Annotated in this window: 12 protein-coding genes, 2 tRNA genes, 2 rRNA genes and 1 pseudogene; 5 read left to right on the forward strand and 12 right to left on the reverse strand. The window is 45.9% G+C overall.

The window, feature by feature from the left end; translation table 11 throughout:
- Nucleotides 1–101: 101 nt before the first annotated feature.
- From ACFBZI_RS03920 to ACFBZI_RS03955, 8 genes and pseudogenes are all read right to left on the reverse strand, one after another.
- A pseudogene (locus ACFBZI_RS03920) lies at nt 102–404 on the reverse strand (citrate/2-methylcitrate synthase); the annotation flags it as partial.
- Nucleotides 355–867 (reverse strand): hypothetical protein, encoded by a 513-nt coding sequence (locus ACFBZI_RS03925; protein WP_375715132.1) that lies wholly within the window; start codon nt 865–867, stop codon nt 355–357. The pseudogene ACFBZI_RS03920 and the gene ACFBZI_RS03925, both read right to left, overlap by 50 nt.
- A 68-nt stretch (nt 868–935) precedes the next feature.
- Nucleotides 936–2,189 carry a S1 family peptidase gene (locus ACFBZI_RS03930; protein WP_375715133.1) on the reverse strand — a complete coding sequence of 418 codons (1,254 nt, stop codon included), beginning with the start codon at nt 2,187–2,189 and terminating at the stop codon, nt 936–938.
- A 129-nt stretch (nt 2,190–2,318) separates the two neighbouring features.
- Entirely contained in the window at nt 2,319–3,464 is a 1,146-nt protein-coding gene (gene prpC / locus ACFBZI_RS03935; protein ID WP_375715134.1) for a bifunctional 2-methylcitrate synthase/citrate synthase, read from the reverse strand.
- 48 nt (nt 3,465–3,512) lie between these two features.
- The gene (locus ACFBZI_RS03940) at nt 3,513–4,286 is read right to left on the reverse strand and encodes a sulfite exporter TauE/SafE family protein (RefSeq protein ID WP_375715135.1); all 774 of its coding nucleotides are present in this window, start codon (nt 4,284–4,286) and stop codon (nt 3,513–3,515) included.
- A gap of 116 nt (nt 4,287–4,402) precedes the next feature.
- Nucleotides 4,403–5,299, reverse strand: coding sequence for a methylisocitrate lyase (prpB, locus tag ACFBZI_RS03945; protein WP_375715136.1), 897 nt, complete (start codon nt 5,297–5,299; stop codon nt 4,403–4,405).
- Between the two features lie 476 nt (nt 5,300–5,775).
- Nucleotides 5,776–6,720, reverse strand: coding sequence for a LysR family transcriptional regulator (locus ACFBZI_RS03950; RefSeq protein ID WP_375715137.1), 945 nt, complete (start codon nt 6,718–6,720; stop codon nt 5,776–5,778).
- 239 nt (nt 6,721–6,959) lie between these two features.
- Nucleotides 6,960–8,195 carry an anhydro-N-acetylmuramic acid kinase gene (locus ACFBZI_RS03955; RefSeq protein ID WP_375715138.1) on the reverse strand — a complete coding sequence of 412 codons (1,236 nt, stop codon included), beginning with the start codon at nt 8,193–8,195 and terminating at the stop codon, nt 6,960–6,962.
- Nucleotides 8,196–8,401: 206 nt separating this feature from the next.
- Between ACFBZI_RS03955 and tyrS the strand changes: the two genes are divergently transcribed.
- The gene (tyrS, locus tag ACFBZI_RS03960) at nt 8,402–9,613 is read left to right on the forward strand and encodes a tyrosine--tRNA ligase (protein WP_375715139.1); all 1,212 of its coding nucleotides are present in this window, start codon (nt 8,402–8,404) and stop codon (nt 9,611–9,613) included.
- A gap of 115 nt (nt 9,614–9,728) precedes the next feature.
- Here tyrS and ACFBZI_RS03965 read toward each other — a convergent pair whose 3' ends face one another.
- The 4 genes from ACFBZI_RS03965 to ACFBZI_RS03980 are packed head-to-tail and all read right to left on the reverse strand — an operon-like array spanning nt 9,729 to nt 13,300.
- Complete coding sequence (locus tag ACFBZI_RS03965; protein ID WP_375715140.1) at nt 9,729–10,583, reverse strand: metal ABC transporter permease; 855 nt, start codon at nt 10,581–10,583, stop codon at nt 9,729–9,731.
- Between the two features lie 10 nt (nt 10,584–10,593).
- Nucleotides 10,594–11,442, reverse strand: coding sequence for a metal ABC transporter permease (locus ACFBZI_RS03970; RefSeq protein ID WP_375715141.1), 849 nt, complete (start codon nt 11,440–11,442; stop codon nt 10,594–10,596).
- Nucleotides 11,439–12,368: a metal ABC transporter ATP-binding protein gene (locus tag ACFBZI_RS03975; RefSeq protein WP_375715142.1), complete on the reverse strand. Its 930-nt coding sequence runs from the start codon at nt 12,366–12,368 to the stop codon at nt 11,439–11,441. Before ACFBZI_RS03975 ends, ACFBZI_RS03970 begins: the two co-directional genes overlap by 4 nt.
- Nucleotides 12,368–13,300, reverse strand: a complete 933-nt coding sequence (locus tag ACFBZI_RS03980) for a metal ABC transporter substrate-binding protein (protein WP_375715143.1) — start codon at nt 13,298–13,300, stop codon at nt 12,368–12,370. Before ACFBZI_RS03980 ends, ACFBZI_RS03975 begins: the two co-directional genes overlap by 1 nt.
- A gap of 843 nt (nt 13,301–14,143) precedes the next feature.
- Between ACFBZI_RS03980 and ACFBZI_RS03985 the strand changes: the two genes are divergently transcribed.
- The 4 genes from ACFBZI_RS03985 to ACFBZI_RS04000 all read left to right on the forward strand — a co-directional run bounded on the left by ACFBZI_RS03985 (nt 14,144) and on the right by ACFBZI_RS04000 (nt 19,006).
- A 16S ribosomal RNA gene (locus tag ACFBZI_RS03985) occupies nt 14,144–15,672 on the forward strand.
- A gap of 61 nt (nt 15,673–15,733) precedes the next feature.
- A tRNA-Ile gene (locus tag ACFBZI_RS03990) sits at nt 15,734–15,810 on the forward strand.
- 5 nt (nt 15,811–15,815) lie between these two features.
- A tRNA-Ala gene (locus ACFBZI_RS03995) sits at nt 15,816–15,891 on the forward strand.
- Between the two features lie 260 nt (nt 15,892–16,151).
- Nucleotides 16,152–19,006 (forward strand): 23S ribosomal RNA (locus ACFBZI_RS04000).
- The 16S and 23S rRNA genes sit together here with 2 tRNA genes alongside, the layout of an rRNA operon.
- Nucleotides 19,007–19,087 lie beyond the last annotated feature (81 nt).

Below are 19,087 nucleotides of genomic sequence, written 5' to 3' on the forward strand. Positions count from 1 at the left end.
TTGTGCTATTTGTTGAATAATTTATTGATTTTTCTATAAAAATTTCTTAAATTTACATGCCAAACATCTTAATGAATAAGATATTTGGCAGTTTTTAACAATCACCGCTCACCCATCGCCACAAACGCCAAATCATCAGGCCCTGTATAATTGGCAGATGGGCGGATAATCTTACCGTCCGCTCGCTGCTCTAGCACATGAGCCGACCAGCCTGTGGTGCGAGCGATGACAAATAGCGGAGTAAACATCGCCGTCGGCACGCCCAGTTTTTGATAGGAGACGGCAGAGAACCAGTCAAGATTTGGGAACATTTTTTTCTCATGCCACATCAAGCTCTCAAGTCGTTCGGCAATGTCAAACATATAAAATCTCCCCTGCAAATAACAAAGTTTGTGAGCATTCTTTGGGTACTGGTTTTTTTGATGAAGTGGCATTAACTGTATTTGTGCCACTTAATTCAACATTATCGCCAATTAAGAATTTTTTGTTTGATTTTGGATTGATTAAGCCAATAATCTTTTGATTTTCATCAAATAAAATTAAATTTTCATCTGACAAAATAAAAGTAAAATATTCTTCTTCCCCAATAGATTTCACTGACAAGCAATTATGATATATTACTAAATCCATACCAACCACATGTTCTTGCATTTCGATTGGCATATTAAAAATATCATTGCGTGTTAGATAAAAAATTTCTTTATTTCCTATTGGTGTTTCTGAATTTTTGATTTTTGTGCTTCTGACAATATCGGCATTTTTCTTTATTTCTACTTCATTTGGTTTTGACTTATCAATATCATTGGTTTGCTGGCAAGCACTTAACAACATTGCTAAACATAAAAAAGAGATTGTATGAATTTTCATATATTTACTCCAAAGCTGAATAACATAAATACATTATTCAGCTCTAAATAAAAACCACAATTTAAATATTATTTTAGTATTAAGGAGATTGATGAATTGTGATCATCAATATAATCAATAGGCATATAAATAGCAAAGTCTTCCACATTTGCTGACGGTTCATCTCCTGCACTGTGAATGCCTACAGCAGTAATAGTGGTTGCTTTACCGGGATATAAAAACCAAGGTCCACCGCTATCGCCACCTGCACTGACATTGGGCTGCTTGCTGTTTTTAACTTCAATCCAACCACTAGCACCATTTCTTGTATAATTGCCGTTGGTAATCTCTCCACAAGTAATGCCTGTGGTTTGACCTGATTTACACACGATCATCCCTTTCTTTTGATTCATAAAACCCAAAGTTTTAGTAACCTTAAAAGTACCAGCAGGTTTTGCAAATTCTGGAATACCATTAGTGTTTTTGTATTTAACTTCGTTGGTTAAAGCCAACCCTGTGGCATCAAAAACTGCATAATCATATTTGTCATTTTTGCCATCACCATACCTCCCTTCTTTGCTACTATACCATACGATTGGATTGGAAAAAGCTATGTTTCTACCATTTATATCAATATTTATGGATTTGCTACAATGCCCAGCAGTCAAAATACCTTGTTTGGCTATTGCACCAACCTTATAGTTAACAGCGTATCCAATAGTGCAATATCCACCAGTATTGTTTGGTTGCAAGGTAATTTTATTGCCACCAAAAACCTTATCGCCTTTTTGCACGCCTGTTGGGGCAGATTGAGAGACTGGTAATGATCCAATTTCTAAATGAATATCATTTTTGAACGATAGCTTTTTAGCTTCCTGTTTTATAGCATTGAAATCATCTTTATTTTCCACTGTTACTTCATAACGCTGTTTTTCTAGGTCAAATTTGGCGGTATAAGGAATACCTAGCGTTTGAATAAGTTTGCCCAACTCGTTCAATTCTTGCTCATATTGACTACGAGATTTTTTAACATTTTTTAGCTGAACGTATCGTTGTAATTTTGGATCAAGTGATTTTAAAAATTGATGACGGTTTTTGTTGTCAGAAAATAAAATCACAATTTTATAAACTGGCGTATGCTGAATGTACATATCTGCATAATTTGGATCGTTTTCTGTATTAAGTTTTTCTGACAAGGCAATAACTTGCTCTTGTAAGTCAAGGCGAAGTTGTGCTTCTTCGGCACTAATGCCATAAGTCGCTTCTAGGTAGGAAGGCTCTGCGTAAGCATAAGCTCCTATTAAAGCAAGGCTTAGCAGGGTGGCTTTAAACAATTTTTCCATAGAATTACTCCGTTTGGTTTAAAATAAATAATAAGGTTAGTCATTCTAACAGTTTAAAGACTGGGTAAAGTGGTATTTTTGCAAACAGGGGCGCATTTTGCCCATAAAATATACCCCTGTTTTATTTAATCACCGCTCACCCATCGCCACAAACGCCAAATCATCAGGCCCTGTATAATTGGCAGATGGGCGGATAATCTTACCGTCCGCTCGCTGCTCTAGCACATGAGCCGACCAGCCTGTGGTGCGAGCGATGACAAATAGCGGAGTAAACATCGCCGTCGGCACGCCCAGTTTTTGATAGGAGACGGCAGAGAACCAGTCAAGATTTGGGAACATTTTTTTCTCATGCCACATCAAGCTCTCAAGTCGTTCGGCAATGTCAAACAGTCGCATATCGCCTGTTTCGGCGGACAAATCTTTGGCGACTTGCTTAATCACCACATTGCGTGGATCGCTGATGGTATAAACAGGGTGTCCAAAACCGATGATAATCTCTTTTTTGGCGATGCGTTCTTTGATATCGGCTTCGGCTTCGTCAGCATTGCGATAGCGTTTTTGGATATCATAAGCCACTTCGTTAGCACCGCCGTGTTTTGGGCCTTTTAATGCCCCAATAGAGCCTGTGATGCACGAATACATATCCGAGCCTGTGCCAGCGATGACACGACTGGTAAAGGTGGACGCATTAAACTCATGCTCAGCGTACAAAATCAGCGAAATGTGCATGGCTTTGATATGGCTGGCACTGGGTCGCTTGCCGTGCAGCATGTGCAAAAAGTAGCCACCGATGCTGTCTTCTTCGCTGTCTAGCGAGATGCGTTTGCCATTGTGGCTGTATTGATACCAATACAGCAGCATTGAGCCTAGGCTGGCGATGAGTTTATCGGCAATATCACGAGCTTCGGACGCAGGCTGGCTCTCACGCTCAGGGTGTACGCAGCCGAGCATCGACACGCCAGTACGCAGCACGTCCATGGGGTGCGTGTGGGCAGGCAGACTCTCTAGCACTTCAATCACTCGAATTGGCAAGCCACGCAGCGATTTGAGCTTGGTTTTATAGGCGATGAGTTCAAACTGGTTTGGTAAATGACCGTGAATCAGCAAATGGGCGACTTCTTCAAATTCGCAATGCTTTGCCAAATCCAAAATGTCATAGCCACGATAAGACAAATCGTTGCCTGATTTGCCGACCGTGCATAGGGCGGTGTTGCCTGCAGGCACGCCAGAGAGTGCGACGCTTTTTTTGGGTTTGAAGGTGGTGGTGTCTGTCATAATCAACTCCTTGTTCGACAGTGGGTGGGTCCAATTTAAGGTTTGGCGTTAAGCGAATAAACCTTGTAAGCCTGAATAACCAATTTTTAGGGCAAGCAATAACAGCACGCCATAGGTCAAGGCCTTAAACGCATCGATACTTATCTTGGCTCGCAGATAAATACCGAGCAATAAAAATCCAATAGAAACGGCGGTCAAAGCCAACAATACCAGCCAATTTGTATAAGTAAAACTTAAAAATCTGTCTTTTAATAAAATCACCTGCACCACTTTGCCAAGCAGATAGCATAAGTTGCTGGCTTTGGCGATTTCGTTTTTGTCTTTGGTGTAGCTCATCAAAAACATCAATAAAATCGGCGACATGGCGTTGGTTGAACCGCCGATTATCCCAGCTAATAGCCCAAAAGCTGCCATGCTCATCGGCGTGGTCGGTACGCTAAGTTCGGGCAATTTGCCTTTTAAACTTAAAAATCCTTGACCGACATAGTACAAGGTTACCACCGACATCGCCAGATACAGCACATAATTTGGCAAAATGAGCAATAATTTGACACCAATGACACCGCCGATAATGCTACTGATGGCAAGCAGTTTATAATGCTGGCAATAATGCCAAAGCTCCGCCATCAGCGATTGCTTGCGGCCTGTACTCATCACCAAAAGGCTCATCACCACGCTGGGCAGGGCAACCATGGCGACCGCTTGCGGCAAAGGCATGATAAACGCCAACGCCGTCGTACCAATCATCGGAAAGCCCATGCCAGTGATGCCGTGCAGTATCGATGCGATGGCAAATGCCAATATTTGAATCAACTCTTGCATGGGTGCGATTTCCTGTGTCTGATTGATGCTTATTGAGATTTGGGCGATTGACCAAGAGCGATATTTACCAAATTACCCAAATCTCACACCAATCTGGCAAGGACGGATTTGTCAATTTAGGCATTTTTGGCTTGGAATAATTCGTCCAATTTTTGTTCAAAACTATGATAATTCAAAAACTCGTACAATTCCATGCGAGTTTGCATACTTGCCAGTGCGGCCGTCTGCACGCCGTCATTTTTGAGCGTTTGATAGACATTGAGTGCCGCCTTATTCATCGCTCGAAATGCCGATAAAGGATACAGCACCATATCCACACCCACGGCAAACAGCTCATCGGTGGTGTATAGGTCCGTTTGCCCAAATTCAGTCATGTTGGCAAGCACAGGAATATCCAGCACATCGGTGAATTTGCGGTATTGGGCGATATCGGTCAAGGCTTCGGCAAAAATCATATCCGCCCCCGCTTCGGCAAAAGCCACCGCCCGCTCAACAGCAGCGTCCAGCCCTTCGACCGCCAGAGCGTCCGTGCGTGCCATCACCACAAAATCAGGGTCAGTTTTGGCATCCAAAGCCGCTTTTAGGCGATCGACCATCTCGGCAGTTGAGACGATTTCTTTGTTGGGACGGTGTCCGCAGCGTTTTTGTGCCACTTGGTCTTCGATATGCACCGCCGCCACGCCAGCACGCTGCATTTGCTTGATGGTGTTGGCGATATTAAACGCACCGCCCCAGCCAGTGTCAATGTCCACCAACAGCGGCGTATCCACCGCAGCGGTGATGCGGCTTGCGTCTGTCAGCACATCGTTTAGGCTGGTCATGCCAAGGTCTGGCAGCCCAAAAGACGCATTTGCCACGCCACCGCCTGACAGATAAATTGCCTTGTGTCCGACTGCCGTCGCCATCATGGCGGTGTAGGCGTTAATCGTACCGACAATTTGCAAAGGGCGAGCGTGTTGTTTTTCGCTCATGATGGCATCACGAAAACGGCGACCTGCAGAACTTTGACTCATTTCACATTCCTTATGATTGATGGTTGGTAATTTATTGAATCAGCTGAATAAGCTGGGTAAATGGGATAAGCGGCTGCGCAGTTTGTTTGATAATCGTCCTTTGATAATTTTGGCTGGCAGTTTATGATGAAGTTTTATTTATTTAAATTCGCCTTTGCATTTAAAATGCAATCAAATATGAATTTAACCATTTATCAAAAACTCATGAAAAACTTAAAAGCTCGCCTTTGGTGTTTGTTAATCACCGATGTTATTGATGTTGCTGATGTTTGATATACTACCGCAAATTTTACGCCCTGTCAGCAAGGTGGCAGGGCGTAAATTGGCAAAGCTGTGTGAGATTTTGGCTTATTATGCCATTGATGAATAATCATTTTAAAAAATCACATAAAAACCGCCATGGTTATTAACATCATACATAGTGTTGGCGATTTTTGTTACAAAAACAATACAAAATTCATCAGCATCAGCGAATTTTAGTCATCAAAAACATGGGGTGCTTGGATTTGATGGCGTTGATAGACATTGAGTATCGCTTTGTGCAGGGTTTGCAGATGCGGAATTGGGTTGTGTGCCAGCGTGTTAATATACATCGGTGAAGTAAAATCGTGTGCCAAAGGCAAATAGCAAATCTGCTCGGTGCGGACGGTTTTTAGGCTGTCAGGGACGATGGTAAAGCCTTCGCTGGCGGCGACCATTGCAAGGGCGACTTGAATATCTCGCACACGGATATTGTTCTTTGGCTGGGTTTGTGTTTGTTCAAACAGCTGCAGCAAAGGATCGCTTTCGGTCAAGCTGGCATGGGGGTTGGGCGTTTTGTGGTACAAAATCAGCGTGTCATTGCCAAGATCGGACAGGCGGATAGGCTGCGTGGACTGCTTGGCCAGTGCGTGCCATTTTGGGACTGCCAGCACAAACATCTCATGGCGTAAAAAAGTCTGCTGAATCAGTGGGTCATCGCATTCTATACGACCAAAGCCCACATCGATTTCGCCAGCTTTTAGGGCGCTGATTTGTTGTTCAAAGCTCATTTCGATGACTTTGATATCAAAATCAGGGTGCGTACCGTCAATGTCTTGGCGAATTTGCGAAATCACTTCAGGTAGCAGTCCGTACAGCACCGAGACCACCGAGCCGATGATTAGGCGGTTTTGGCGGCCATCACCGAGTCGGCGAGTCAGTGCCATCGCTTGTTCCAGCTCGTGCAGCGGCTGCTTGATATGGCGGTACAAAAACTCACCAGCATCAGTCAGTGCCATTGGGCGATGATGGCGTTCAAACAACTCAACTTGTAAGTTTTCTTCAAGCTGCTGAATCTGACGGCTCAAAGAAGGCTGGGATAAGCCTAAGACCTTTGCCGACTGGCTGACGCTGCCTGTGCTTGCCAAATGAAGAAAATAACCCAGTTGTCGAAATTCCATGTATGATCTCCAGTTTGTTGATTTGTGTTATTGATTTGTGATTACAAAGCATTACAAAGCGTGTTGGCGGATTGTCAAACTGCTCATTGTTAGGCATCGGCTCTGGGCAAGATGCGAGCAATGACAAAATGTCATAGACAATCATGCTGTCAGCGTATTGTAATATTCTATCATAAACATTTTATCACAAATCACCATAAAATTGCTGGCAACTTAACAACTTTATATAACAAGACTTATCAAAAACACACCTGCCCCAGCACTACCGCCTTATTTGCCCCAGTAACGGCAGGGACATTGCCTGCTCGCCCAAGGATATTTTGGCGAGCCAGCCAAGCAAAGGCGATACTCTCAACCAAAGTTACCGCCACACCCAAACGGCTGGTTGGTTGCACGGATAGGGCGGGCAGATGTGCCTGCAGCCTATGCATCAGATGCGTGTTTAATGCACCGCCACCACAGACGAGCAGCGTGCCTGAACGGACATATTGGGCGATTTGTTCGGCGGCACTGATGGCGGTCAGCTCCGCCAAAGTCGCCTGAACATCGGCAGGACTATAACGCAAATCAGGGCAGGCGTGGTTGAGCTTGGCAATCATCTCATCTAACCAAGGCAAGTGAAAATCTTCACGCCCTGTGCTTTTTGGTGGCAATTTGGCAAAAAATGGGTGGCTTAATAGCAGCTTGAGCAAAGGGGCAATCACTTGCCCTGATGCCGCCCAAGCACCGTCTTTGTCGTAGCTCATATCGGTATGGCGAGCGATCCATGCGTCCATGAGCAGATTTGCCACGCCAGTATCAAAGCCCATCGGCGAGCTGTCTTGATCATCGTGCTGGGTTAGTAGGGTAATATTGGCGATACCACCAAGATTTAGCACGGCTTTGACATCGCCGTGTGAGCCAAACATCGCTTGATGAAACGCTGGCACCAGTGGCGCCCCTTGACCGCCCACCGCCATATCACGGCGGCGAAAATCACTGACCACGGCGATGCCTGTGTATTCTGCCAGCACATTGGGGTCAAACAGTTGCAGGCTAAACGACCATTCAGGACGGTGTCGCACCGTTTGCCCATGGCAGCCGATGGCATCGACTTGCTCGCTGCTGATGCCTGCTTTGGTCAGTAGCTCTAGCACCACTTGGGCGGCAAAACTGGCATAATAGACGCTTGCCCAGCCGTACACATCTAGCTCGCTTTGAAAACTTAGCCCATTGGCTTGGATAAAATCCGCCGTGCCGTTGGGTGTGGTCAGTGCCAATAACGCTGCACGCAAATCATCAGCAAACGGCAGGCTATGGCTTGCCAGCACTTCCACCGTGCGTTCATCATCAAAAAATCGGCACAGCACAGCGTCCATGCCGTCTAGGCTGGTGCCGCTCATCATGCCGATAAAATACGGTGCATCATCGCCGCTGCCGTGCTCTTCTGCAAATAATTGCCCAAATTGTGCCAAAAAATCTGCTGATGTTGTCATCATTGCCCCAAAATTGTCCAAAAATCAGCGATTAGCATAGCAAATTTTGCCCACAAGCGGTATGAATTTTTGACAAATCTTGCTTTGTGTGATGACTTTTTGGCGAATTTTGCTATAATCAAGGGTTTAAATTTGGGCAATCAGATTTGGCAAACTGCCAGCGTTTTTACCAGATTTCACCAATTTTCATCAACAAGGCAAAGACAATGAGTGATTTTTTAGCAATTGACGAGCAATTAGAATTAATCATGCGTGGCGTGCAAGACATTTATTCTAAAGAAGATTTGATAAAAAAACTGGAACAAAAACGCCCACTGCGTATCAAGCTTGGCATGGATCCGACCGCCCCTGATTTGCATTTTGGGCATACGGTGGTGCTAAATAAATTGCGTCATTTTCAGGATTTGGGGCATGAAGTGCTGTTTTTGATTGGCGATTATACCGCTCGCATCGGCGACCCGTCGGGCAAAAATGCCACTCGCCCGCCACTGACCGAAGCGGAAGTTAAGGCGAACGCCCAGACTTATGCCGAGCAAGTGTTCAAAATCTTGGACAAAGACAAAACCACGATTATGTTTAACTCTGAGTGGTTTGGCAAGATGAACGCAGGCGATATGATTGCTTTGGCAAGTCAAGTGACGGTGTCTCGCATGCTTGAGCGTGATGATTTTGCCAAGCGATACGCCAGCCAAACGCCGATTGCCATTCATGAATTTTTGTACCCTTTGGTGCAAGGCTACGACTCGATTGCAATGCAGGCAGATGTGGAGTTGGGCGGTACGGATCAGACCTTTAACCTGCTGATGGGACGCACCTTGCAAGGTCGCTACGGCAAAGAAGCCCAAGTGTGCATCACCATGCCGATTTTGGAAGGTTTGGACGGCGTCCAAAAAATGAGTAAATCGCTGGGCAACTACATTGGTATCAGCGATTCTGCTGGCGTGATGTACCAAAAAATCCTATCCATGCCAGATTCGCTGATTCCTCGCTATTTTGAGCTGCTCAGCTTTAAGCCGATGAGCGAGATTAATGCACTGCTGGACGAGATGGCAGGTGGCCGCAATCCCCAAGAAATCAAGCGAATTTTGGCGTTGGAGCTGATTGAGCGTTTTCATGACAAACAAGCCGCCGAAAACGCCCACAAATCGGCAGGCAACCGCTTGGCAGACGGTGAGCTGCCAGTAGATTTGCCAGAAGTGACTTTGTCGCTAAATGGTGCTGATAAGCTGTTTATCACCCAAGTGCTGAACGGGGCAAATCTTGCCAAAAATTCCGCCCAAGCCAAAGACATGCTGTCTCGTGGTGCGGTCAAGGTCGGTGGCGAGACGGTTGATGCGTCATTTGCTCTAAGTGCTGGCCAAACCGTGGTTATCCAAGCAGGCAAAAAAGCGTATGCCAAAGTGAGCGTGGCTGAATAACTTACCACTGCTCTTTTGATTGAATTAAAAGAAAAATAAAAAACCTGCCGATTGTTTTGTTGGCAGGTTTTTCAATGGGTATTTATCAAGGTTTAATTTCATTTAATTAATTTTATTAAATTGGCTGCGGCGTTTTGTCCAAAAGCACCAAACGAATTTTATGATAAATCATCGCCAAAACAAATACCACCGCCTGCATCAGCACAATCGTCGCCCCTGTGGCAGAGTCCAAATGATAACTGACAATCACCCCAAGCACACAAGTTGTGCATGAGCTGATGATGGCAAGCAGCAACATCGCATCAAAGCGTTTGCACAGCATAAATGCCGTAATCCCGGGGGAGATTAGCATGGCGACCACCAAAATTACCCCAACCGCCTGCATCGCCACGACAATGGTCGCCGACAACAAAATCAAAAGACCATAATGCAGCCGCTCCACCGCAAGGCCTGCCACTCGAGCATGATGGCTATCAAAACAATACAGCAGCAAATCTTTTCGCTTGATGATAAGCACGGCAAAAATCATTGCCGACACCGCCAGCGTCTGCGTGAGCAGGCTGCGACTGATGCCCAAAAGATTACCAAATAAAATGTGCTTTAGGTGCTGATCGGTGTCAATCTTATGAAAAATCACCAAGCCGATGGCAAACATACCAGCAAAGACAATGCCCATCAAGGTGTCTTCTTTGATGCGAGTGTTGTTTTTAAGATAGCCGACCGTGCTGGCACACAAAACCCCAGCGACAAACGCTCCAAACGCCATCGGCAATCCCAGCCAAAACGCCACCACGACGCCCGGGAAAACCGCATGCGAGATGGCATCGCCCATCAAAGACCAGCCTTTTAGCACGATATAGCACGAAAGCATGGCACAGACGATGGCAACTGCCACCGCCGAGATGAGTGCATGCTGCATAAAAGTGTGGGCAAATGGTTCGCTAAACCACGATAACAGTTGATTTGACATAGTTAGTTGCTTATTTGATTGCCGATTTTGCAAGTTTTTGGCTCAAAAGTCCATATTTTGGTGAAAATAAAAACGCCAAAATAAATAATAAAGTCTGCAGTGATACGATGACGCCGCCTGTTGCTCCGTCCAGATAATAACTCAAATACACCCCAAGTCCGCTGGTGCAGACGCCGATTGCCCCAGCGATTAAAATCAGCGGACGAAATTTGTCCGTCAGCTGATAGGCAGTCGCCCCTGGTGTGATGACCATGGCGATCACCAAAATCGCCCCAACCGTCTGCAATGCCGACACCACGCACGCACTCAATAAGCCAAAAAACAGCAGCTTAAAGACTTTTGGCGAGATGCCGACCGATTTGGCTTGCACTTCATCAAAAAACACCAACAGCAAATCTTTCCAAAAAATCATTAGAAAAATCAATGAGATAAGCATGACGATGCCCACTTGCCAGACATCACTGTCAGCAATGCCCAAAATATTGCCAAAGACGATCTCTTGGACATTGACGGCGGTGGGATTTAGAGAAATGATAAACAGCCCTAAGGCAAAAAAAGTGGTAAAAATAAAACCAATCACCGCATCTTCACGCAGTTTGGTAACAGATTTTATCCATAAAATCGCCAATGCCGCCAAAATGCCCGAAAAAAAAGCCCCCAAAGCATAAGGTAGGCCAAACGCATAAGCAATCGCCACGCCGGGAACGACAGCGTGCGATAGGGCATCGCCAATCAACGACCAGCCCTTTAGCATTAAATAAGCGGACAAAAACGCACAGACGCCGCCAACCAAGGCACTTAGGCAGATGGCTTTTATCATGTATTCATAAGCAAAAGGCTCAAGCAGCAGCTCAATCATGGCAACTCCTTGGTGTGTTTGGCGTCATCAGTATCGCTGGTGTCGTTGGTATTGACTTCGGCAGGGTGCGTTTTGCGGTTATAGGAAGTGTGATTTTCTTGATGTCCATAAAACACCGCTGGCACTTCATCGTCTGCCAAGATGGTCAAAGCTCGCTCATCGTTATCATCGTGCAAATCCTTACCAGCTAGGCGAATTTGGCGTAACACACCGCCAAACACTTTTTCTAAATTGGCTTGGGTAAAGGTGTTTTTGGTGCTGCCCATCGCCAAAACCGTGCGGTCAATCATCACCACTTGATCACAAAACTCTGGCACCGTGCCAAGGTTGTGCGTAGAAATCAAAATCAAATGGCCTTCGTGCCGCAGCTGATCTAGTAGATCCATGATGGCTTTTTCGGTTTTGACATCGACACCAGTAAACGGCTCATCAAGCAGGATAATTTTGCTTTCTTGAGCCAAGGCACGAGCCAAAAACACTCGCTTTTTTTGTCCGCCAGACAGTTCGCTGATTTGGCGTTGGGTGAGATGCTCAATGTCCAGCCTTGACAGTGCTTGGGCGACTTTTTGCTTATCAATCGCCTTAGGAATGCGTAAAAAATTCATATGGCCATATCGCCCCATCATCACCACATCAAGTACTGAGATGGGAAATTGCCAATCCACTTCTTCGCTTTGGGGAACATAGGCGACCAGATTTTGCTTGAGTGCTTGATAAATGGGTAAGCCACAGAGCTTGACCTGTCCAGACTGCGGACGAATCAAGCCCATGATGACCTTAAACAGCGTGGATTTGCCGCTGCCATTGACGCCGACCAACGCACAGGTTGTGCCGCCTTGTAAGGACAAATTGACATCATACAGTGCGGTATGCCCATTGTTATAACGAACACAGACATCGGTAATTTCAATGGTAGCGGTTTTCATTATTTTTCAAATCCATTAGCAACAGTTGAGACAGTGGCTTGTAATAAATCCAGATAAGTCGGCACAGGGCCATCGGCTTCAGACAGCGAATCGACAAATAGCACGCCGCCATACGCCGCCCCAGTTTCTTTGGCGACTTGTTTGGCAGGCTTATCCGAGATGGTGCTTTCGCTAAAGACCACAGGGATTTTGTTGGCACGCACAGTGTCAATCAAGGCTTTGACTTGCTGCGGTGAGCCTTGTTGTTCGGCGTTGATTGGCCATAGATAGGCTTCTTTTAGGCCATAATCTTTGGCAAGATAGCTAAACGCCCCCTCGCTGGTTACTAGCCAACGCTGATCTTGTGGGATTTTGTCCAGTTTGGCACGAAGCGGTGCGTCCAGTGCTTTGATTTTATTGCTATAATCTTCGGCATTTTTGATATAAACATCTTTATGCTCAGGATCGTATTTAATCAGTGCGTTTTTGATATTTTCTACATAAATCAACGCATTGCTCGGCGACATCCAAGCGTGTGGGTTGGGTGTGTCTTTATAAGAGCCTTCGCTGATATTAATTGGCGTAATGCCTTCGGTAACGACAACCGCTGGCACATCTTTGGCATCGTGATAAAACTTCTCAAACCAACGCTCAAGATTTAGCCCATTCCACAAAATCAAATCCGCATCTTGCACTTTGGCAATGTCTTGGGGTGTCGGCTCGTAGTCATGAATCTCAGCACCGGCTTTGGTGATTGATGAAACATCGGCGGCATCGCCTGCGACATTTTGGGCGATATCAGCGATAACGGTAAAAGTGGTTACAACCGCCAGTTTTTCGTGCTGCGTTGGCGTTGGTGCATTTTCTGCTTGTTCAGGGGCGTTTTGTTGATTGCAACCGACCAACGCCAGACACATGGCCAAGCAGGCGGCCAAAGATTTGATGGGTTTCATAGACTAATCCTTTAAAATTTGGGGTAAGTTGGAGTAAGACAGCATCATAAGAGTGTATCAAAGCCACAATCGCATAGCTTTTAAATAATAATGATAATCATTATTAAATATAAAGTCAACCAAAATCTTACAAATTTCCTTAAATTATCCTTATCCACCACCCATTTTAGCAGATTTCGCCTGATAAATACAAAGCAAGCAAATATCACTGCTCAAATTTTTCAAACAAAAACCCCCTAAAAACCAACAACTTACAAACTTTCTCCCCACCACCCAAAAAAACCGCTTTACAAGACAAACAATGATACCTATAATACGCACCACTCAAGCAAAGCAGATAAACAAAATCTTCTGCTAAATCAATAACTTAGCTAACACTTTATCATATTACTTTATCATACAAAGTATCATAAAGCTGCCTAAGATAAATTGATTGATCACCGATTTAAAATTTGACAATTTGACTTGACAATTTGCATCAAATCAATCAAATTGAAAAATTTTAAAAAAAAGTGAAAAAGACGCTTGACAACAAATTTTAAGCGTGTATAATACGCAACTCATTGAACAACTGGACGACAGTGTTCAACACTATTTAAAATCCAAACTAAAGAACAACTTGTGTGGATTTTTGTCAATACAAGATACTTAAAAATATTATCATTTATTGATACTTTTACTTATCTTAGTATTACACTTATTTAAGTAAGGCAAAAATACTCAAAGTTAATTCATTTACACGATGAGCAAATATTTGCTAGTAAGTACGATAAATGAGCCAACATTAAAGCCCTATCGATTTAACTTAGTTTACTAAGTCAAACTCATAGGCAAAACAAGATTAAACTGAAGAGTTTGATCATGGCTCAGATTGAACGCTGGCGGCAGGCTTAACACATGCAAGTCGAACGAGGTTAGAAAGCTTGCTTTTGATACCTAGTGGCGGACGGGTGAGTAATGCTTAGGAATCTGCCTAGTAGTGGGGGATAACTTGGGGAAACTCAAGCTAATACCGCATACGACCTACGGGTGAAAGGGGGCGCAAGCTCTCGCTATTAGATGAGCCTAAGTCGGATTAGCTAGTTGGTGGGGTAAAGGCCTACCAAGGCGACGATCTGTAGCTGGTCTGAGAGGATGATCAGCCACACTGGGACTGAGACACGGCCCAGACTCCTACGGGAGGCAGCAGTGGGGAATATTGGACAATGGGCGAAAGCCTGATCCAGCCATGCCGCGTGTGTGAAGAAGGCCTTTTGGTTGTAAAGCACTTTAAGTGGGGAGGAAAAGCTAATGGTTAATACCCATTAGCCCTGACGTTACCCACAGAATAAGCACCGGCTAACTCTGTGCCAGCAGCCGCGGTAATACAGAGGGTGCAAGCGTTAATCGGAATTACTGGGCGTAAAGCGCGCGTAGGTGGTTACTTAAGTCAGATGTGAAAGCCCTGGGCTTAACCTAGGAATTGCATCTGATACTGGGTAACTAGAGTAGGTGAGAGGGGAGTAGAATTCCAGGTGTAGCGGTGAAATGCGTAGAGATCTGGAGGAATACCGATGGCGAAGGCAGCTCCCTGGCATCATACTGACACTGAGGTGCGAAAGCGTGGGTAGCAAACAGGATTAGATACCCTGGTAGTCCACGCCGTAAACGATGTCTACCAGTCGTTGGGTCTCTTGAAGACTTAGTGACGCAGTTAACGCAATAAGTAGACCGCCTGGGGAGTACGGCCGCAAGGTTAAAACTCAAATGAATTGACGGGGGCCCGCACAAGCGGTGGAGCATGTGGTTTAATTCGATGCAACGCGAAGAACCTTACCTGGTCTTGACATACACAGAATTCGCTAGAGATAGCTTAGTGCCTTCGGGAACTGTGATACAGGTGCTGCATGGCTGTCGTCAGCTCGTGTCGTGAGATGTTGGGTTAAGTCCCGCAACGAGCGCAACCCTTTTCCTTAGTTACCAGCACTTCGGGTGGGAACTCTAAGGATACTGCCAGTGACAAACTGGAGGAAGGCGGGGACGACGTCAAGTCATCATGGCCCTTACGACCAGGGCTACACACGTGCTACAATGGTAGGTACAAAGGGTTGCTACACAGCGATGTGATGCCAATCTCAAAAAGCCTATCGTAGTCCGGATTGGAGTCTGCAACTCGACTCCATGAAGTCGGAATCGCTAGTAATCGCAGATCAGAATGCTGCGGTGAATACGTTCCCGGGCCTTGTACACACCGCCCGTCACACCATGGGAGTTGATCTCACCAGAAGTGGTTAGCCTAACGCAAGAGGGCGATCACCACGGTGGGGTCGATGACTGGGGTGAAGTCGTAACAAGGTAGCCGTAGGGGAACCTGCGGCTGGATCACCTCCTTAACGAAGATATCTGATTGGCAAGAATTCACAACAAGTTGTTCTTTAGTAAGATGTTTAAAACGGGTCTATAGCTCAGTTGGTTAGAGCACCGTGTTGATAACGCGGGGGTCATAAGTTCAAGTCTTATTAGACCCACCATTTATGGGGCCATAGCTCAGTTGGTAGAGCGCCTGCCTTGCACGCAGGAGGTCAGGAGTTCGACTCTCCTTGGCTCCACCAATCATTAAACATCAAGCATACATAAGCGATTTAAGAAAGATTTCTTATCTATGCTTTAACTTTATAAACTGACGAAGTTTATATTATTATTTAACAACATGATTATGAGTCTGGGTTAATAAATTATCCAACGTAATTTATTAACCATGCTAAGTACACCCCAAAATGTACTTAGCTAAAGTAAAGAGAACTGAATCAAGCGTAAACATAGGTGAATCGTTACACATTACCCATACATTAAAGACCCTTTGGGGTTGTATGGTCAAGTAATGAAGTGCACATGGTGGATGCCTTGGCAGTCAGAGGCGATGAAAGACGTGATAGCCTGCGATAAGCGTCGGTGAGGTGGCAATATCCTGTGACCCGGCGATTTCTGAATGGGGAAACCCACCTAAGATAACTTAGGTATCATAATTTATTTTATGAGGCAAACCGGGAGAAGTGAAACATCTCAGTACCCCGAGGAAAAGACATCAATTGAGATTCCCCAAGTAGCGGCGAGCGAACGGGGAGGAGCCGATCAATTAAACAGTAGCAAAATGGCGTGGGAAAGCCAACCATAGTAGGTGATAGTCCTGTATGCGAAACTGTTTAAGCGACATATTAAGTAGGGCGGAACACGAGAAATTCTGTCTGAAGATGGGGGGACCATCCTCCAAGGCTAAATACTCCTGACTGACCGATAGTGAACCAGTACCGTGAGGGAAAGGCGAAAAGAACCCCTGTTAGGGGAGTGAAATAGAACCTGAAACCGTGTGCATACAAGCAGTCGGAGCGGACTTGTTCCGTGACGGCGTACCTTTTGTATAATGGGTCAGCGACTTATATTCTGTAGCAAGGTTAACCGTATAGGGGAGCCGTAGGGAAACCGAGTCTTAATAGGGCGTTTAGTTGCAGGGTATAGACCCGAAACCGAGTGATCTATCCATGAGCAGGTTGAAAGTGCCGTAACAGGCACCGGAGGACCGAACCCACTCCCGTTGAAAAGGTAGGGGATGACTTGTGGATAGGGGTGAAAGGCTAATCAAACTCGGTGATAGCTGGTTCTCCCCGAAAGCTATTTAGGTAGCGCCTCGGACGAATACCATTGGGGGTAGAGCACTGTTTCGGCTAGGGGGTCATCCCGACTTACCAAACCGATGCAAACTCCGAATACCGATGAGTAATATCCGGGAGACAGACGGCGGGTGCTAACGTCCGTCGTCAAGAGGGAAACAACCCAGACCGCCAGCTAAGGCCCCAAATTCCTAGTTAAGTGGGAAACGATGTGGGAAGGCACAGACAGCTAGGAGGTTGGCTTAGAAGCAGCCACCCTTTAAAGAAAGCGTAATAGCTCACTAGTCGAGTCGGCCTGCGCGGAAGATGTAACGGGGCTCAAACTAGGAGCCGAAGCTGCGGATTTAATTGTTTCAATTAAGTGGTAGGGGAGCGTTGTGTAAGCCTGTGAAGGTGTATCGTAAGGTATGCTGGAGGTATCACAAGAGCGAATGCTGACGTGAGTAACGACAAAACGGGTGAAAAGCCCGTTCGCCGGAAGACCAAGGGTTCCAGTCCAACGTTAATCGGGGCTGGGTGAGTCGACCCCTAAGGCGAGGCCGAAAGGCGTAGTCGATGGGAAATCGGTTAATATTCCGATACTTGTTTATGATGCGATGGAGGGACGGAGAAGGTTATGCCAGCCTGGCGATGGTTGTCCAGGTGGAAGGATGTAGGTAGGTTTAGTAGGCAAATCCGCTAGACTATTACTGAGATCTGATAGCAAGCCAGTTTACTGGCGAAGTGGCAAATACCATGCTTCCAGGAAAAGCTTCTAAGCGATAGTTATAAACAAATCGTACCCGAAACCGACACAGGTGGTCAGGTAGAGAATACCAAGGCGCTTGAGAGAACTCTGCTGAAGGAACTAGGCAAAATGGTACCGTAACTTCGGGAGAAGGTACGCTGCCGACGGTGAAACCCTTGCGGTGTAAGCTGTTGGCAGTCGCAGATACCAGGCTGCTGCAACTGTTTATTAAAAACACAGCACTCTGCAAACACGAAAGTGGACGTATAGGGTGTGATGCCTGCCCGGTGCTGGAAGGTTAATTGATGGGGTTAGCGTATGCGAAGCTCTTGATCGAAGCCCCAGTAAACGGCGGCCGTAACTATAACGGTCCTAAGGTAGCGAAATTCCTTGTCGGGTAAGTTCCGACCTGCACGAATGGCATAATGATGGCAGCGCTGTCTCCAGCAGAGACTCAGTGAAATCGAAATCGCAGTGAAGATGCTGTGTACCCGCGGCTAGACGGAAAGACCCCGTGAACCTTTACTACAGCTTTACATTGAACTTTGACCTAACTTGTGTAGGATAGGTGGGAGGCTTTGAAGTGGCGACGCCAGTTGCCATGGAGCCAACCTTGAAATACCACCCTGGTTATGTTGGGGTTCTAACTCAGATATCACAATATCGAGGACAATGTATGGTGGGTAGTTTGACTGGGGCGGTCTCCTCCTAAAGAGTAACGGAGGAGTACGAAGGTGCGCTCAGAACGGTCGGAAATCGTTCAAAGAGTATAAAGGCAAAAGCGCGCTTAACTGCGAGACCCACAAGTCGAGCAGGTACGAAAGTAGGTCTTAGTGATCCGGTGGTTCTGTATGGAAGGGCCATCGCTCAACGGATAAAAGGTACTCTGGGGATAACAGGCTGATACCGCCCAAGAGTTCATATCGACGGCGGTGTTTGGCACCTCGATGTCGGCTCATCTCATCCTGGGGCTGAAGCAGGTCCCAAGGGTATGGCTGTTCGCCATTTAAAGAGGTACGCGAGCTGGGTTTAGAACGTCGTGAGACAGTTCGGTCCCTATCTACCGTGGGCGTTGGAAATTTGAGAGGATCTGCTCCTAGTACGAGAGGACCAGAGTGGACGAACCTCTGGTGTTCCGGTTGTCACGCCAGTGGCATTGCCGGGTAGCTACGTTCGGATGGGATAACCGCTGAAAGCATCTAAGCGGGAAGCCCACCTCAAGATAAGATTTCCCTAAAGAGCCGTTGTAGACTACGACGTTGATAGGTTGGGTGTGGAAGCGTAGTGATACGTGTAGCTAACCAATACTAATTGCTCGTTTGGCTTGACCATACAACACCCAAGTGGTTTAGTATGATAAAGTGTAAAGATTTTACCTAGCAAGCTTGAATCAATCTTGAATAGCTTTAAAAA

The sequence above is a fragment of the Moraxella marmotae genome (assembly GCF_042219885.1).
Taxonomy (GTDB): domain Bacteria; phylum Pseudomonadota; class Gammaproteobacteria; order Pseudomonadales; family Moraxellaceae; genus Moraxella; species Moraxella marmotae.

Excerpts from the sequence above, each read along its gene's own strand:
- ACFBZI_RS03925 (WP_375715132.1), bottom strand. The coding sequence starts at position 867 with ATGAAAATTCATACAATCTCTTTTTTATGTTTAGCAATGTTGTTAAGT.
- ACFBZI_RS03930 (WP_375715133.1), bottom strand. The coding sequence starts at position 2,189 with ATGGAAAAATTGTTTAAAGCCACCCTGCTAAGCCTTGCTTTAATAGGA.
- prpC (WP_375715134.1), bottom strand. The coding sequence starts at position 3,464 with ATGACAGACACCACCACCTTCAAACCCAAAAAAAGCGTCGCACTCTCT.
- ACFBZI_RS03940 (WP_375715135.1), bottom strand. The coding sequence starts at position 4,286 with ATGCAAGAGTTGATTCAAATATTGGCATTTGCCATCGCATCGATACTG.
- prpB (WP_375715136.1), bottom strand. The coding sequence starts at position 5,299 with ATGAGTCAAAGTTCTGCAGGTCGCCGTTTTCGTGATGCCATCATGAGC.
- ACFBZI_RS03950 (WP_375715137.1), bottom strand. The coding sequence starts at position 6,720 with ATGGAATTTCGACAACTGGGTTATTTTCTTCATTTGGCAAGCACAGGC.
- ACFBZI_RS03955 (WP_375715138.1), bottom strand. The coding sequence starts at position 8,195 with ATGACAACATCAGCAGATTTTTTGGCACAATTTGGGCAATTATTTGCA.
- tyrS (WP_375715139.1), top strand. The coding sequence starts at position 8,402 with ATGAGTGATTTTTTAGCAATTGACGAGCAATTAGAATTAATCATGCGT.
- ACFBZI_RS03965 (WP_375715140.1), bottom strand. The coding sequence starts at position 10,583 with ATGTCAAATCAACTGTTATCGTGGTTTAGCGAACCATTTGCCCACACT.
- ACFBZI_RS03970 (WP_375715141.1), bottom strand. The coding sequence starts at position 11,442 with ATGATTGAGCTGCTGCTTGAGCCTTTTGCTTATGAATACATGATAAAA.
- ACFBZI_RS03975 (WP_375715142.1), bottom strand. The coding sequence starts at position 12,368 with ATGAAAACCGCTACCATTGAAATTACCGATGTCTGTGTTCGTTATAAC.
- ACFBZI_RS03980 (WP_375715143.1), bottom strand. The coding sequence starts at position 13,300 with ATGAAACCCATCAAATCTTTGGCCGCCTGCTTGGCCATGTGTCTGGCG.